The sequence below is a fragment of the Paractinoplanes aksuensis genome, assembly GCF_024137025.1.
GTDB classification, from domain to species: Bacteria; Actinomycetota; Actinomycetes; order Mycobacteriales; family Micromonosporaceae; genus Actinoplanes; species Actinoplanes aksuensis.
Genome location: NZ_JAMYJR010000037.1, coordinates 98,324 through 114,291, shown reverse-complemented (window position 1 = coordinate 114,291; position 15,968 = coordinate 98,324). Strand labels below are relative to the sequence as shown.

General features: G+C 68.8%; 15 protein-coding genes and 1 pseudogene. 10 read left to right on the top strand and 6 right to left on the bottom strand.

What is annotated here, in order from left to right; all coding sequences use genetic code 11:
* Positions 1–55: 55 nt before the first annotated feature.
* The 4 genes and pseudogenes from M1L60_RS48375 to M1L60_RS32945 form a co-directional block, all read left to right on the top strand.
* A pseudogene (locus tag M1L60_RS48375) lies at positions 56–331 on the top strand (DUF4062 domain-containing protein); the annotation flags it as partial.
* Between the two features lie 44 nt (positions 332–375).
* Positions 376–1,992 (top strand): HEAT repeat domain-containing protein, encoded by a 1,617-nt coding sequence (locus M1L60_RS32955; RefSeq protein WP_253241460.1) that lies wholly within the window; start codon positions 376–378, stop codon positions 1,990–1,992.
* Positions 1,993–2,218: 226 nt separating this feature from the next.
* Entirely contained in the window at positions 2,219–3,055 is an 837-nt protein-coding gene (locus M1L60_RS32950) for an SCO2525 family SAM-dependent methyltransferase (RefSeq protein ID WP_253241459.1), read from the top strand.
* Between the two features lie 92 nt (positions 3,056–3,147).
* A complete protein-coding gene (locus M1L60_RS32945; RefSeq protein WP_253241458.1) occupies positions 3,148–4,140 on the top strand; it encodes an FAD-dependent oxidoreductase in 993 nt (330 codons plus the stop codon).
* On the opposite strand, the gene M1L60_RS32940 is transcribed toward M1L60_RS32945, so the two are convergent.
* Entirely contained in the window at positions 4,100–5,110 is a 1,011-nt protein-coding gene (locus M1L60_RS32940; protein ID WP_253241457.1) for an alcohol dehydrogenase catalytic domain-containing protein, read from the bottom strand. The genes M1L60_RS32945 and M1L60_RS32940 overlap by 41 nt on opposite strands.
* A 121-nt stretch (positions 5,111–5,231) precedes the next feature.
* Here M1L60_RS32940 and M1L60_RS32935 point away from each other — a divergent pair, with 121 nt between their 5' ends.
* Complete coding sequence (locus M1L60_RS32935) at positions 5,232–6,098, top strand: helix-turn-helix transcriptional regulator (RefSeq protein ID WP_253241456.1); 867 nt, start codon at positions 5,232–5,234, stop codon at positions 6,096–6,098.
* 23 nt (positions 6,099–6,121) lie between these two features.
* Complete coding sequence (locus M1L60_RS32930; protein WP_253241455.1) at positions 6,122–7,063, top strand: aldo/keto reductase; 942 nt, start codon at positions 6,122–6,124, stop codon at positions 7,061–7,063.
* On the opposite strand, the gene M1L60_RS32925 is transcribed toward M1L60_RS32930, so the two are convergent.
* The gene (locus tag M1L60_RS32925; protein ID WP_253241454.1) at positions 7,060–8,622 is read right to left on the bottom strand and encodes a methyl-accepting chemotaxis protein; all 1,563 of its coding nucleotides are present in this window, start codon (positions 8,620–8,622) and stop codon (positions 7,060–7,062) included. The two genes, M1L60_RS32930 and M1L60_RS32925, sit on opposite strands and share 4 nt — an antisense overlap.
* A 169-nt stretch (positions 8,623–8,791) precedes the next feature.
* A complete protein-coding gene (locus M1L60_RS32920) occupies positions 8,792–9,853 on the bottom strand; it encodes a glycoside hydrolase family 19 protein (protein ID WP_253241453.1) in 1,062 nt (353 codons plus the stop codon).
* 145 nt (positions 9,854–9,998) lie between these two features.
* Here M1L60_RS32920 and M1L60_RS32915 point away from each other — a divergent pair, with 145 nt between their 5' ends.
* From M1L60_RS32915 to M1L60_RS32905, 3 genes are all read left to right on the top strand, one after another.
* Complete coding sequence (locus M1L60_RS32915) at positions 9,999–10,643, top strand: hypothetical protein (RefSeq protein ID WP_253241452.1); 645 nt, start codon at positions 9,999–10,001, stop codon at positions 10,641–10,643.
* Complete coding sequence (locus tag M1L60_RS32910) at positions 10,640–11,455, top strand: hypothetical protein (RefSeq protein ID WP_253241451.1); 816 nt, start codon at positions 10,640–10,642, stop codon at positions 11,453–11,455. The genes M1L60_RS32915 and M1L60_RS32910 overlap by 4 nt, the downstream gene beginning before the upstream one ends.
* Before the next feature lie 139 nt (positions 11,456–11,594).
* On the top strand, positions 11,595–11,906 hold the full coding sequence (locus tag M1L60_RS32905) for a hypothetical protein (protein WP_253241450.1): 312 nt from the start codon (positions 11,595–11,597) through the stop codon (positions 11,904–11,906).
* A gap of 50 nt (positions 11,907–11,956) precedes the next feature.
* Here M1L60_RS32905 and M1L60_RS32900 read toward each other — a convergent pair whose 3' ends face one another.
* The gene (locus M1L60_RS32900; protein ID WP_253241449.1) at positions 11,957–13,174 is read right to left on the bottom strand and encodes a WD40 repeat domain-containing protein; all 1,218 of its coding nucleotides are present in this window, start codon (positions 13,172–13,174) and stop codon (positions 11,957–11,959) included.
* A 126-nt stretch (positions 13,175–13,300) separates the two neighbouring features.
* Between M1L60_RS32900 and M1L60_RS32895 the strand changes: the two genes are divergently transcribed.
* Positions 13,301–13,858: a type 1 glutamine amidotransferase domain-containing protein gene (locus M1L60_RS32895; RefSeq protein WP_253241448.1), complete on the top strand. Its 558-nt coding sequence runs from the start codon at positions 13,301–13,303 to the stop codon at positions 13,856–13,858.
* A 16-nt stretch (positions 13,859–13,874) separates the two neighbouring features.
* Here the strand turns inward: M1L60_RS32895 and M1L60_RS32890 are convergent, their stop codons facing one another.
* Both M1L60_RS32890 and M1L60_RS32885 read right to left on the bottom strand, forming a co-directional pair.
* Positions 13,875–15,458, bottom strand: coding sequence for a hypothetical protein (locus M1L60_RS32890; protein ID WP_253241447.1), 1,584 nt, complete (start codon positions 15,456–15,458; stop codon positions 13,875–13,877).
* A gap of 89 nt (positions 15,459–15,547) precedes the next feature.
* On the bottom strand, positions 15,548–15,946 hold the full coding sequence (locus M1L60_RS32885) for a DUF742 domain-containing protein (RefSeq protein WP_253241446.1): 399 nt from the start codon (positions 15,944–15,946) through the stop codon (positions 15,548–15,550).
* Between the last annotated feature and the right edge of the window lie 22 nt (positions 15,947–15,968).

Genomic DNA, 15,968 nt, shown 5'->3' with positions numbered 1-15,968 from the left:
CTCGGCCTGGTACGTCCAGCGACCAGGGACCTGCGTCCAGCCATGGGGACGGGTGATGACCCGGGCATATCTGTCTGCCACTTTCTCCGATCTGCAAGACTGCCGCGGTGCGGTCCGCCTTGCTCTTGCCCGCCAGTCCGTGGACGTCCTTGCGATGGAGAACTACGTCGCTGAAAGCTCCCCACCGCTCGACAAGTGCTTGGCTGACGTGGCCAGATGCGACCTCTACATCGGCGTTATCGCGTGGCACTACGGCCATGTCCCCAGCGGCCACGACATCTCGATCACAGAGGCGGAGTATCGGGAAGCCGTACGGCTAGGGATTCCTTGTCTGATCTTTTACTGGCAGACGATGCGCCGTGGCCTCGTACGGCGATGGACGTGGTGCCTGCGGCGATGCGCATCAAGGCCCTGCGTGCTGAGCTACAACAACGACACGTCGTCAGCTTCTTCAGCGGTCCGGCTGACCTACAAGGTGTGGTTGCGGCGGCGGTCGCCAACCTACCCCAGGATCGGTCCTCACAAGCGCCGAGGACGACTCTCAGCAATGACCGTTTGCAGCACTACTACCAGAGCCTGGCTAGGCGGTACGACGGACTCGATCTCGATCCGATAGCCGAGCCGCGCGCCGACGGATGCCCCCGCATCAGACTTGCCTCGATATTTGTCGAGCCTCATGTGCGGGCAGGCCTCCCGTTGGCCGAGCTGCCGCCTGAGTGGCTCGCCCGGTCAACCGAGAACGGTGAGCTGGCGACGGACGAGCCGACCAACCTGGCCGACCCATTCGAGCCGGCCGACGTCCGTCGGCCGTTCCCGGCGAAGTCAGCCCAACAGCTCTTCGACGTCATCGCGGCGTCCCAAGGGCAGGCAATCGTGATCCTCGGTGCTCCAGGGTCGGGCAAGTCAGCGACGTCGCGCTATCTATTGCTACGGCCGGCCGATGACAGCATCGGTGGGCCGCCGCCCTTCCTCGCCGACCACGTACCTATCCTGATCGAGCTGCAGGCTTACGCCGCCCTCGAGGCGGAAGGGCGGTGCTCCGACTTCCTCGGTTACGTCGCCTACCGCCAAAAACTTGATGATCTTGGTTTGGAACACGAAGCCTTCGCCGACTACTTGGGGGCAGGGGGCCCGGCTCTATTCATATTCGACGGCTTGGACGAAATCTTCGATGTGCGCGACCGAGCTCGGATCGCCGAGCAGATAGTCAAGCTCGGGGCGGAGAACCCGGGCATCCGCGTCATCGTGACCTCTCGCATCTTCGGTTACCCGCAGCTGGTCTTCGCTCGAGCGAGGTTCGATCACTACATGCTTCAAGATTTCGGCCAAGACCAGATCGGCGAGTTCCTTCGGCTGTGGTCCTTGGAATCATCGCCGGGGCGAAACGACAAGGCTGACGCCGACCATGCCCGCCTGACCGACGTGGTACAGCAGTCGCCGGGGGCATGGTGGTGCACTCCTCGGCCAGCGGCTTGCCGGGCGGGTTCGCGCCGGCCTGGTCGTCACCCGTGCGGCAGCGGTCGGCGATCAGCTGCTGGACCTCGCGGTTACCGCCGTGCCGCTCGGCTAGCACCCGCACGGGCCGAGGGCGACGACACGAGCGTCCGCAAGGCGGCCCTGCGCGTGCTGGGCGAGCGCTACGCGTACGAGCCGTGGACCTTCACGACGCTGCTGCGCGCGGCCCGCCGGGACGAGGACATGCTCGTACGGCGGGAGGCTCTGACCCTGCTGGTGTCCAAGTTCACCCATCGCAAGGGTGTTCGGGAGGCGCTCAACTTCAGCCTGCGGGATCCTGACTGGTCGGTGCGAGAGGCCGCCGTACGCCTGCTCGCCGATCACTACCGTGCCGACAGCCGCACCTGGAAGCAACTTGCGACACTGGCTGCCGATCCCACCGACGTCCAGCTCAGCCTGCTGGCCGGCCAGACCCTGAGCTGGCTGCCCAAAGCCGACCCCGACCGCATGCCGACCCTGCGAGCGTCGGGGCGGTGAACCGTTCGTCCATTGTTTCCGTTCCACACTCCACGACAACTGAACCGCAGAATCGATTGTCGTGCCGCGCACAACGTCACTAACCTCGCGAGTCTGTGCACACATGTGCTCTTACCACTGAGGTTTTACGAGATCTCTCACCGGGAATCGGTAGAGGCTATCGTGATCGTGATGCTGCACAGAGTGTGTCCAGGCCTCGAGGGTTTCTTTAGTCCGAGGAGTTTCGGTGAAGCAGCAACGCACGGTGACCCGGGTCGTCAAGCGATCCTCATCCACACCTGAGCAGGCGCCCGCCGCACCTGACTGGGACGCGTTCGAACCACACACTTACTGGAAGCACAACTACGCCTTCTTCCGCGGTGACGACCAGCGCTTCCTGCGACTGGTCCGCGATTTCTTCGGCGACCAGCCGGCGCCCACGGACACCCGGCGGATCGGCATCGACGTCGGAAGCGGGGCCAATCTCTATCCCGCGTTGGCGATGCTGCCGCTCTGCGACGAGATCACCCTGCTCGAGTACGGGGCGCAGAACTACGCATGGCTCGAGGACCAGGTGCGACGCTACTCGACTCGCTGGGATCCGTTCTGGCGAATGTTGCGCGAACACCCCACGTACGCCAAGTACGCCCGCCATCCGCGGGCTCGGCTGGCCAGTATGGGCCGGCCACTGCGCGGCAGCCTGTTCGATCTCGCCGACCAGCCGGCGCGATATCACGTGGGCACCATGTTTTTCGTCGCGGAATCCATTACCGACGACCCGGACGAGTTCCGGCGGGCCATGGACGCGTTCCTCGGATCGCTGCTGCCCGGGGCGCCCTTCGCCGCGGCCTTCATGCGTAACTCCACCGGCTACCGTGTCGCGGCAGAGGAATACCCGGCATTCCGTGTGGACGAGGACGGCATCAGCGAGTATTTAGAGTCCAAGGCCGACGTGCGCTTGATCGTCGCAGTCGACAAGCGCGGCCAGTTCATCAATGCCGACAATGTGCCGGACACTGTGCCGACGTGGGGCCTGCGCGACGATTACGACGGCATGATACTGGCGCTCGGGCACGCAAGATAAGACCCGTTCCAAACGGCAAGCGTTGACCATGGCAATTCTCCCTACCGTGGCCAGATATTCACGATGCTGGGACATGCCGTTACGCTCAACCGATGACTCACCGCTCAGGGGACGCCATTGTCGTCGGTGGTGGCGTATCCGGCCTCACTACGGCCCTGTGCCTGGCCGAGGCGGGATATTCGGTTCGAGTTTGGTCGGCCGACCAGGCGGCGGACACGACGTCCTATGCCGGCGGCGCGATCTATTCGCCGTTCCTCCTCAACGACGAGCGCGCCTCGCAGTGGGCTGAGCAGACGTTCACCGAGCTGGAAGCGATGGCGCTCCAACCCGGTGAGGACACCGGTGTCGCCATGGTCCAGGGGCAGGAGGTATCTCGCGGCCCAGCTCAGGCCCCGGACTGGGCGACCAAGGTGACCGGCTTCCGGTACTGCGACGGAGCGGAGTTGCCCCGCGGTTTCACGACGGGGTGGAGCTATCGGGTGCCCCTTGTGGACATGCCGATTTATCTGCAGTATCTGCAGACTCTGTTCGTCGCAAAGCACAGCGGCATCGTCGAACAGCGGCGCATCTCCACGTTGGATGAACCGGCGACCGAGGCCGACGTGGTGGCCAACTGCACCGGCATGGGCGCCCGGGAACTCGTACCCGATCCCGCCCTGCGCCCCATCCGCGGCGAGCTGGTGGTGATGAGCAACCCCGGCATCGACCGGTTCCTGGCCGAGCACTCCGACGCCGATCGCGAGCTCACCTACCTGCTACCTCACCGTGACGTGGTCGTGCTGGGCGGCACAGCCGACGAGCAGCGCTGGGATGTCGAACCCGACGACAAGGCCGTGGCCGGCATCATCGCCCGCTGCACCGAGCTCGAACCCCGGCTGCGCGACGCGCAGGTCCTCGGGTGCCGGGTCGGCATCCGCCCGGCCCGGGACAGGGTCCGGGCCGAGCGAACGAGCCTCAACGGCGCCGTGGTGCTGCACAACTACGGCCACGGCGGTTCCGGCGTGAGCGTTTCGTGGGGGTGCGCCCGCTACGTGGTCGGCCTGCTCAGTTCGTCAGAACCATCCGGTGACGGGCCTCGCCGCTGAGCATTCGGTCGTAGGCGGCCTGCACGTCGGCCAGCGGCCGCGTCTCGGTGCGGGGGCGGATTCCGGTCAGGGCCGCGAAGCGCAACGTCTCCTCGACCTCATGAGCGGTGCCCGACGGGTGCCCGTGGACGGTCCGCGATGTCGAGATGATCTGGAACGGGCTCACCGCGATGGGCGCGGGATCGGCGCCGACGACGACCAGTTCGCCCGCCGGGGCCAGGCCGTCGACGGTGGCGCTCATGGCCGCCGAGTCGCCGGCCGTGGCCAGCACGACCCGGGCGCCGCCCAGAGCCTGCAGCTGCGCCGCCACGTAGCCGGCCGCGCTGTCGACGTAGTGGTGGGCGCCCAGGTCCGCCGCCAGCGACGCCCGGTCCGCGCCGCGGGCGACGGCCACGGTCTCGAAGCCCATCTTCGCGGCGAACTGCACCGCGAGGTGGCCCAGACCGCCCAGGCCCAGCACGGCGACCAGGTCTCCGGCGCGGGCGGTGCTGCGGCGCAGGCCGTTGAACGTGGCCACGCCGGCGCATCCCATCGGAGCGGCCTCGACCGCGCTGATCCCGTCGGGGATCCGGGCCAGGGCGGTCACGGGCACCACCAGCGCTTCGGCGTAGCCGCCCGGGTAGGCCCAGCCGGGCACCTGCAGGCGTACGCAATGAATGAAGTCACCGGCGCGGCAGGGCGCACAGACGGCGCAGTGGCCGCCGAACCAGCCGACCGCGACCCGGTCACCCGGCGCCCACCCGGTGACGTCGTCGCCCACGGCATCCACCCGGCCGGCGATCTCGTGCCCGGCGACCAGGGGGAAGGACACGGGGAAGGCGGCGTTGACGAAGGCGGCGTCGGTGCGGCAGACGCCGCAGGCCTCGACGGCGATACGTACCTGGCCGCGGCCCGGGGTGGGCAGCTCGGTCTCGACGATGCGGAACGGGGCGCCCGGCGCGGTGACCTGGGCAGAACGAAATGTGGTCATGCCCCCATACGACCCGTCGGGCACCCCTGTTGAGCGGCCTTGACAGGCATGGCTCTCCCTAGGATCAGCGGTACCAGGCTGGACCCTTGGCGCTGCCCCGGCCGCGTCGATACTTGGTTACATGGCGCACAACGACGACCTCAAGGAGTTCCTGCGGTCCCGGCGGGCGCGTCTGCGGCCCGAGGGCGGCACGATCGGCGTCCGCCGCGTGCCCGGCCTGCGGCGTGAGGAATTGGCCGCGCTGGCCGGGGTCAGCGTCGACTACTACGTCCGCCTCGAGCAGGGCCGCAACCTCAACCCCTCCGAGGCGGTGCTCGACGCGATCGCCCGCGCGCTGCGCCTCGACGACACCGAGCGGGCGCACTTCTTCGAGCTGGCCCGCCCCCGCGAGACCCGTCGCCGGCCGCCCCGCCGCCCGCAGCGGGTCGCCCCGGCCACCTACCAGTTGCTCGAGACGCTCGACGAGGCCGCCGCGCCCGCCTTCATCGTGGGGCGGCGCATGGACGTGCTGGCCGTCAACCTCACCGCCCGCGCCCTGATCTGCGACTTCAACGCGCTGCCGGCCCGCGAGCGCAACTACGCGCGGTTCATCTTCCTCGACGAGAACGCCCGCGACCTGCATCCGGACTGGGCCGTCATCGCGGCCGAGACGGTGGCCACGCTGCGGGTCGACGCCGGTCGCCACCCCGACGACCCCGACCTGTCGGCCCTGGTCGGCGAGCTGTCGGTGCAGAGCGAGGAGTTCCGCCGGTGGTGGGCCGACCACCAGGTGCTGGCCCGCACGAGCGGCCGCAAACGGTTCCGCCACCCGATCGTCGGCGACCTCGCCATCAGCTACCAGGCGCTGGCCCTGCCCGGCGACGCCGAACAGACGATGTTCGTCTACACGGCGCCCGCGGGCACCCCCGACCAGCACGCGCTGCGCCTGCTGCGGCTGAGTCAAAGCGAGAAAGCTCACGCGCCACAGACCCAGGTGGCGGGTATCTGATTGGTCAGACAAATGACGAAGGGATGACCATGAGCACTCTGGGCAGCAGCGGCATCGAGGTTTTCCCGCTGAACCTCGGCGGCAACGTCTTCGGCTGGACCAGCGACGAGGCCACCTCGCACCAGGTCCTCGACGCCTTCACCGCGGCCGGCGGCAACTTCATCGACACCGCCGACGGCTACTCGGCGTGGGTGCCGGGCAACTCCGGCGGCGAGTCCGAGACGATCATCGGCAAGTGGCTGACCAGCCGGAACAACCGCAACAGCGTCGTCCTCGCGACCAAGGTCAGCCAGCACCCGCAGTTCCGGGGGCTCTCGGCGGCCAACGTCACGGCCGCGGCCGACGCCTCGCTCGCGCGGCTCGGCACCGACTACATCGACCTCTACTACGCGCACTACGACGACGCCTCGACCCCGCTCGAAGAGACCGCGGGGGCCTTCGACGCGCTGGTCAAGGCGGGCAAGGTGCGGGCCGTCGGGGTGTCCAACTACACGGCCGAGCGCATCCGCGAGTGGTTCGAGGTCGCGCGGCGCCACGGCTTCGTGCTGCCGGTGGCCGTGCAGCCGCACTACAACCTGGTCGCGCGGCAGGCCTACGAGCAGAACATCGCGCCCGTGGCGGCCGAGGAAGGCTTGGCCGTGCTGCCGTACTACGCGCTGGCCAGCGGCTTCCTCACCGGTAAGTACCGCACCACCGAAGACCTGGCGAGCAGTCCGCGTGGCGGTGGCGCCAAGGCCTACCTCAACGAGGACGGCCTGGCTGTGATCAAGGTGCTGACCGAGGTGGCCGACGCCCACGGGGTCGAGCCGGCCTCGGTGGCTCTGGCCTGGTTGCGTACGCGACCCGGGGTGGCCGCCCCGATCGCCAGCGCCCGCACGGTCGAGCAGCTTCCGGCCCTCATCGCCTCGGCCACGCTCGAGCTGACCGCGGACGAGATCGCCGCGCTCGACGAGGTGTCGTTCTAGAGGCGATAGGTCGCGACCGTGCTCTGCAGGTCGGCCGCTGTGCGGGCCAGTTCGGAGGCTGTCCGCTGGGTCTCGGTGGCGCCCGAGGTCACCTGGTGGGCGGCCTCGGCCACGCCCGTGATCGTGTCGGCGATGCTCGACGATCCCTGCGCGGCCTGACCGACGCTGCGCGCGATCTCCGCCGTGGTCGCCGTCTGTTCCTCGACGGCGGCCGCGATCGTGGTCGCGTAGTCGTTGATCGTGCCGATGACCTCGGCGATCTGCCGGATCGCCTCGACCGCGTTACCGGCCTCGTCCTGGATCGCTCCCACCTGCTCGGTGATCTGCTGGGTGGCGCGGGCCGTCTCCTGGGCCAGGTCCTTGACCTCGGACGCGACAACCGCGAAGCCCTTGCCGGACTCGCCGGCCCGGGCCGCCTCGATGGTGGCGTTCAACGCGAGCAGGTTGGTCTGCTCGGCGATCGAGGTGATCAGCGCGACCACCGTGCCGATCTGGGCCGAGGCGTCGCCGAGCCGGGCCACGCTGGTGTTGGTCGACTCGGCCTTGCGGGCGGCGTCGGCGGCCACCCCGGCCGCCTCGTTGGCGCTGTTGGAGATCTCGCGGATCGACAGGCCCATCTCCTCGGCGCCCGCCGAGACCGCCTGCACACTCTGCGAGACCATCCCGGCCGAGTCGGAGACCGTGTTGACCTGGGCCGACGTCTCCTCGGCGGAGGCCGCGAGCTGCGACGAGACCGACGACAACTCCTCCGAGGCCGAGGCCAGCAGGTCCGAGTTCGCGTGCACCCGGCCGACCGTGCCGGCCATCGCCTCGGCGGTCGCGTTGAGCGTGCGGGCCATGTCGCCCACCTCGTCGGCGCTGTCGACCTTCACGCGTACGGTGAGATCGCCCGTTCCGACCTGCTTCAGAGCCCGTACGCAGGTGGACAGCGGCCGCACGATGAGCCGGGTGATACCCACGGCGAGCGCCATACCGAGCAGGCCACCCCCGACCAGAATCGCCACGACCAGCCACTTGGTCGACTCGTAGCGGCTCTGCGCGCTCTTCTGCTGGGCCGCCGCAGCTTGGACGGTGAGCTCGGCCAGCTTCGTCAGCGGGGTGCGGACGGCGGTCATGGCGTCGGCCAGTGGGCCGGTCCGGGCGGTCTGCAGCGCCGCCCGGTCGCGCAGAGCCTCGGGCGTCAGGATGCGGGTGTTCAGCACCTCGACGTACTCGCCCCAGGCACTCTTGAAATCGGCCTCGGCCCCACGCATCCCCGTGCCGACCGGGTACGCCTCGAAGGCACCGGCAAACTTCTCGACCTCACCCTCGGCCGTGGTCAGGGCCGACCTCGCCTGCGTACGTCCCGCGTCGTCAACGGCGAGCAGATACTCGTTGGCCGCGAGCCAGGTGCGATTGACCGCCGCCCGCAGGTTCCCGACGGTCTCGAGTTCGAGGCTGTGCTGATAGCCTGCGGCGACCTGGTCGTTGGTCTCTCCGAGGCTGCGCAGCGCGATCACGCCGTCAAGCACGCTGAACAGCGTCACCGCGACGACCGCCATCATGATTTTCGTGCCCACGCGCCGGTCCGTCACCAGTCGCAATAGGCCACTTCTGTTCTCAGCCGCCACACCAGGCCCCGGTCCGCTGCTCACTCATTCCAGCGAACACGAATCCCGTTTCACACGCCCCGGAAATCGAGAAACAGGGGTGCCGCCGAATCGGCGACACCCCGTCTCCGGGGATGAATCAGCAGTACAGGTTGCCGCCGGTGGGCACGCCCAGGATTCCGGCGAAGCGGGTGTAGTTGGTGACCCGGCTCTGCACCTGGTCGGGGTGGGCGCCGTTGCATTCGATGCTGTTGATGGCCTTGATCGTCGTGCCGAAGCCGTTGCCGTTGACCATCGCGTTGTGCGAGGTCGTGCCCGCGGCGCCGGTGCCGGTCATCCAGTACCAGAGGCCGGTCTGCCACGAGATTGACGAGTTGGTGGCGACCAGATTCGGGTTGTTGAGCAGGTCGACACCGAGGGCGTTGCCGGCCGCGTAGTAGTTGAAGTTCCAGCTCAGCTGAATCGGCCCGCGACCGTGATAGGCCGACTGACCGGCCGGGCAGCCGTAGGGCTGGGACCAGTCGCAATAGTGCGGCCAGTTGGCCTGGTTGATCTCGTCGATGTAGATGAGCCCGCCGGTCTCGTGGCCGACGTTGGCCAGAAAGGCGGCGGCCTCCTGCTTCTTGACCATGTCACTGCCGGCTGTCGCGAAGGCCGGGAACTTCCTGATGGCGTCGGTCAGGCCGGTGTACGTGTAGAAGCCGTTCCGGCTCGGGAACATCTGATTGAACTGGGCCTCGCTGACGACGAACCCACCGCCGGTGTTCCCGCCGCCGCACGAATAGGGCGACCAGTACCAGGTGCTGATGACCGGGTCGTACCCCGGATTCTCGTGCGACGCCTGGTAGCACTGACCGTTTGTGTAGCGCACGATTGCGCCGGCCGCGTAGAACTGCCCGGCCACCCAGTTCGGGTAGTTGCCGGTGCCGCCGCCACCGCCACCGCCGCTGTTGCCGTCGCAGCCGCCGTTGTCCTGCCAGACGTTGGAGCCACCGGTGCTGGGCGCTTCGTACTGGGTCCACCATTTGGCGGTCCAGTTGTGGCCGTTGTAGGAGGCGGTCATGCCATTGGTGTAGACCGCATTGTTGTTGTACGGAGTCACGCACGCGGCGGCCGCTTCGGCCGTCATCACCGGCACCAGCGCGCCGATGATGCCCAGCCCGAGCGCAGCCAGCATCGTCAGCAGACGTTTTCTCTTCATGGCGGACCTTCCGTGCGCCGAGGGGATGAAAGCCGCGCGACACATCGACAAGACCAAATATCTGATCCGCAAGTCAACATCTGTAAAGAAACTTTAGTCATTCGGGCAAACACGCCCCCTCGACACCCGTCGATACCCTGACCGCATGCCCAGGTCCCGCCCTCACGGCGGCGGCAACGGCGGCGATCCACCTCCGCCTCGCCGCCCCCGCCCCGGCGCCACCGGCGGAGACCCGGACAACATCGCCGCCGCCCAGGCCCGCACCCAGAACCGCTCGGAAGACGGCCGACTCGGCCGCGGCACCGCCCGGCCCGGATCCGGCAGCTCCGCGGACAGCAGCAGCGGGCCGCCGTGGCCGACCGCCGACGGGGTTGCCGGAAGCGCCCGCGGCCGAGATCTGAATCCCCCGCATCAGCGGCACACCATCGCCGGCTCCCGCAGCGGCATGATCGACCAGGAGAACACCGTCTACCTGCGCGGGTACGAGAGCGTCGCGGCGACCGACGTGCAGGCGATCGCGGCCGGTGAGGGCACTTGGAATCCCACCAGCCAGCGGTACGAGATCAACGGGCGTTCCTACGGCGTGGAGCCCAGCGGAAGGGTCTTCCCCGATTCCGGCGACGGTATGGTCAAACTGGACCGCAACGAATACGCGGCGCTCAAGGAAATAGCCCGAGCCGGCGGCGATGCGAGCGCGGCGCCGCAACTCACCAGGAACCCGCGTTTCACCGCCAACCCTGAAGCGGTGGCGAAAGCCCAGGCCATCTACGACGGGACGTACGAGCCGTGAACTACGGATTTTGGATCCACGGCGAGCTGGACCGGGAACGGCTCGCGCCCGCGCTGGCCGAGTTGCTCGCGGTGACGCCGGACCAGGTCGACGTGGGCGACGACGGGGACGACGACCGCAATTGGGATGCGCCGGTCAGCTGCACGGTCTCCCCGGTGTCGGGCGACCTTCACTGGTACCTGGACGTCTACGCCGGCGCGGCGATCACGAACCCATCGGCCGAGCCGATCGCGGCCGCCTGGCTGGCCAACCGGCTGCGCACGGTCGTGGCTTACCAGGCTCTGCCGGCTCCGCCCAGCGCGTTCTATCTGGTCGGACCCGACGGCACCCGCACCCGGGCCCGCATCTACGAACAGGACAGCGATGGGCCCACAATCCTGCGCATCGACGCCGTCGAGAAGCCGCTCGCAGCCTTTCCCGGCCTGCCGGTGGCCCCCATACCGGAGGTGATTCGCGAATACCGCATGCCAACCCCGGTCACCGACCGGGTGCGCGATGCGGCGCCCGAGGCCCGCGACTTCGCCATGCGGCTCGGCGCCTGGGAGAGCATGGTCAGCCGGCTGGCCGAAGGCTGGGCACCCGACGGCTGGTACCCAGCCGAGTACTACCGAGAAGATTTGAAGATTCGCGACGAACTGGCGGCCGAAGCCCATGTTGAGCCCTTGGCCGAGGTCGACAGCCGCTTCGTCGAGCTCACCACCGACGACGGCGGCCAAGCCCTGACCGCCGCCACCGGCCCCATTCCGACCGGCTGGTGGTGGCGCCGCATTCCCAACCCACTGCCGTGGCAAGACACCCCTGGACGGGCATGAGCTACGGCATCTACTTCGACAGCAGGGTGCCCGCGGGCGGCTTGCGACAGGCGCTGCACACGATCTACGACGTTGCCCTCGAGCTGATCTACGTCGGGCCGCACGAGGAACTCAACGCCTACCCGGCCCCGACCCGGCGGTGCTCATCACGCCGGTCGACGGACCGTTCGGCCACGAGCTCACCGGCGGAGCCGTCCAGCGGGAGCTGAACCGGGCCACGCCGCTCGAGCTGGCCCAGGCGATCTGCCGGGTCGCCCGAACCCGGGCTCTGCTCGACGACGGCGGGCCCGCCCCTGACTACTGGTTCCTCGTGGCCGCCGACGGCAGCTACGGGCGAGTGATGATCGACCCCGACCGTGACGACCTCACGATTCTCCACGCCCTCGAACCCATAGTCGGTGCACCGGAACTGCCGGTGCTTCCCCCGCCCGACTGGGCCCGCACCTGGTGATCGCGACGGGCCGCCACCGCGGGTGTGCGGTGGCGGCCCGGTGAATCAGGTCAGGCGGCCGGGGTCGGGGCCGGGATGCGCCACAGGCGGACCTTGTTGTCGGCGCCGGCGGAGATCAGGCGCTTGCCGTCCGGGGTGATGCGCAGGGCCCAGACCGGGGCCGTGTGGCCCATCAGCGGCGGGCCGGCGGCGGCACCCGTGGTGGCGTTCCACAGTCGTACGGTGCCGTCGTCGCTGGCCGTGGCCAGCACCTTGCCCGACGGGTTGAAGCGCATGGCCCGCACCGGACCGGCGTGACCGGCCAGAGGCTCGCCGGCCGCCTTGCGGGTCGCCATGGTCCACAACTGCACGGTGTTGTCGCCGCCCGAGGACGTCGCCAGCAGTTTGCCGCCGCGGTTGAACGTGAGCGCGTAGACCGGGCCCGCGCTGCTGGTCAGCGGCTTGCCGGCGGCTCGGCCGGTGGCGGTGTTCCAGACGCGTACGACCTTGCCCGCGCCCGAGGCGGCCAGCAGCCGGCCGTTGGGGCTGAAGCTCATCGCGTACACCGGGCCGGGGTTCACGGTCAGGGCCGGGCCGATCGGCTGGCCGGTGCTGGTCTGCCACAGCCGTACGCTGTTGTCGCCCGCGCCGACGGTGGCCAGCCGGGCGCCGTTCGGGCTGAACACGACGAGGCGGACCGCGCCGGTGTGGCCGTTCATCGTGTACACAAGCTTGCCGGTGACCCGGTTCCACAGCCGGACCGTGCCGTCGTCACCAGAGGTAGCCACGAGCTGGCCGGTGGGGCTGAAGGCAACCGAGCGTACGGAACCGTCGTGGCCGGCCAGCGGCTGGCCGGAGCGCTGCCCGGTGGCGGCGTCCCACAGCGCGACCTCACGGTTGGTGGCGACTGCTAGCTGCCCCCCGTCGGGGCTGAACACGACCGAGTTGACGGTCCCCGCGAGTCCGGTGAGCGGCGCTCCGCCCCGGCGGCCGGTGGCCGTGGCCCACTGCCGGACCGTGCCGCGGCTGACGGTGGCGAACACCTTGCCGTCCGGACGCAGGGCGATGATGCCGGACGTGCCGGGCACCGCGGCCCGGGGCCGGACGGCGCCGGCCGCCTGATTCTGCGTGAGTTCGGAGTTCACGGCGAGGGCCGGCTTCGCCGTGGTGATGGCGCTGAGCGCGAACAGCCCGATCAGGGCCACGGCGGCGGCCCACCCGGCCCGGCGCCGACGGCCACCGACCGTACAGTCACTGCTCGTGCCTTTACGATCTCTCTTGGTAGTCACTCCGGCACCGTAACGACGGCCCCCGGTGAGTTTCGGGGCGGTTCGCCGCATTTCATCCACCCGAGTTTGGAGGCCAAGAGCGCGGGCATCCCTCGACCATCACACCGTCGACGGAAGAGGTTTGCCATGTCCGGCCCCCTGACCGGCCGCAAGGTCGCGTTCCTGATGAGCAACTCCGGCGTCGAGCAGCCCGAGCTCACCGAGCCGCGCGATGCCGTCACCGAGGCCGGCGCGACGGTGACCCTGCTGGCCCCCGAGAAGAGCACCATCCAGGCCTTCACGAACGACGTCGAAAAGGCCGACACGTTCCCGGCCGACGAGGCGGTCAAGAACGCCGACCCGAGCGCGTTCGACCTGCTCGTCCTGCCCGGCGGCACCACGAATCCGGACCAGCTCCGGCTCGACACCGACGCCGTTGATTTCGTACGCCGTTTTGTCGCCGCCGGAAAGCCGGTCGCCGCGATCTGCCACGGGCCGTGGACCCTGGTCGAGGCCGGCGTCCTCCAAGGCAAGACGCTGACCAGCTGGCCCAGCCTGCGCACCGACATCAAGAACGCCGGCGGGGAGTGGCGGGACGAGGAAGTTTTCGCTTGCCCGGCCCGCGGCTGGACGCTTATCACCAGCCGGAACCCCGACGACCTGCCGGCCTTCGGCAAGCAGATCGTCGAGACGCTGAGCAGCTGACCGCCGTACCGAAAAATCAGCCGATGCCGTACGCCCGGAAGACGGTGGCCTCGGTGTAGGCGCCGCCGGCGACCGTGGCGCGGACCTTCAGGGCCACCGCGCTGGTCTTCGGGTTGGTGACGGTCGCGTACCAGGTGCCGCCGACCTTGCCGACCGGGACGGTGCGCCACGTCTTGCCGCTGTCGGGCGACATCTGCGCGGTCATCTTGCTCAGCTTCGGGTCGGTGCCGCGCTTGGCGTCCGGGTCGACCGCGCCCCGGAGCAGCTTGATCGCGACCTTGGTGGTGGTGCCCGGCTTGGCCTTGTTGGTCATGCTCAGGCCGGTGGGCGAAAGGTGCACGGAGTAGACGCCGGCCAGCGCGCTGGCGTTCGGCTTGGTCTGGAACCGGTAGGTCACCCGGCTGGTCGTCGAGAGCATCCCGGACGGGAAGGTGATCTCCGGGTACCAGCGGGTGGCGGTGTTGGTGAGGGTGTACCAGCCGGCCTTCTTGACCGTGTAGTACATGTGGGTGGCCTCGGGTTCCCAGCCCTTGTCCTGCTTCACGGCGACCGCCTTGCCTCCGAAGGACAGGGCCGCCGACGCCTTGTCGCCGCCCTCGACTGAGCCGGCGCCGGGGAACGCGGGATCGGCGAACATGTCGTTCAGACCGAACTGGACCACCCCGCGGATCGTGACCGGCAGCTGCGAACCGGGACCCCACGCGGAGTTGAAGAAGCTCAGGTTGTACGACTTGCCGGCGGCGACCGTGCGCTTCGCGAAGTAGTTGCCGATGACCCAGGTCTCGTTCGTCTTCGTGGTCGCCGACGAGCCGACCCGGAAGTCCCACGTGCCCGGCGTGACGTGGACGGTGGTGATGGTCGGCTTGTCGGTGTTGCCCAGACCGGCGTACAGGTCGTTGCCGCACCCGCTCGTCTGCGGCTGCACGGCCAGGTCGGAGTAGATGGAACCGGACGGGCCGCGCTTCTGGACCACCCGCATCTTGGCCAGCTTGGTCGAGTTGAACTTCTTGCCCAGCCCGCCCGGCACGCCGGTGGTCTGGTGCAACACCGCGTAGCTGTCGGTGGTGCCGGAGAGGTCGCTCCACGTGCCGAGCGCGGCGAAGCTGAGGTACTTCGAGCTGTTCGGCACGACGTACAGCTTCGAGGCGGTGAAGTTGGACGCCTCGATGTCGTCACTCGCGCTGGTCCGGGTGCAGATGCGCATCGTGAGGGAGTGCTGCAGGCCCTTGGGAACGGGGCTCAGCCCGAGCCCGACCGGCTTGCCCTGCCGGGCGTCGATCGTCAGCTTGGACGAGCCGGACACCTTCACGGTCTTTCCGGCCAACGTGATCGTGCCGTTGGTGGTCACCGAGGTCAGAACGGCGTACGTACCCTTGGGCAGTTTCTTGGCGGTGCCGGTGCGCATCGTGTAACTCGAGCTGGTCGACACCTCGACCAGGCGTACGCCGGCATTGACCTTGGCGCCGTTGCGGTTCACCACGGTCACGGTGAGCGTGTGCGTAGCGGCCGCGGCAGCGCCACCCACACCCAGCAGCAGGGCCGGGACCACGGCGACAGCCAGCCCGCGACCGAAACGGGAACGCTTGAGGAAAGAGAGCATGGGCGATCCCTGCGGCGAAGGAAAGAGGTTCGGAGCCGAGATCATTACATAGACGACGGTACGGTGTCGTCCCCTTCTCGGCCGGCTCGTCAGGAGATCGCCCGCAGTCGCTGCATCACCCGCAGGATGGTGTCGGCCGAGTGTCCGCTGACGACGTCGGCGACGTGCACGTCGAGGTAGCCCACAGCACGCAGATCAGCCACGAGGACCTTGGTGACGCCGAGGTGCAGGCGCATGCGGGCCGAGATCTCCGCGACCGAGATCGGCTCTGCGCACAGGGCCACAATCGCCTGCATCTCCGGCCCCAGCGCCTCGAGCGGAACCCGGCCCACGTACGGACTGTGCGGCCGGACGGTGACCTGAGTCTCGAGGTCGATCTCGCGATCGTCGGCCCCCACCCGGCCGCCGGTCAGAATGAACGGCCGCTGCCGCAGATCGTCGCCGGGCGGGCCCGGGGTTGCGGCGGGTGCGGCGCCGCTCGGGGGCATCCGAAGGTACGGCGGAATTCTG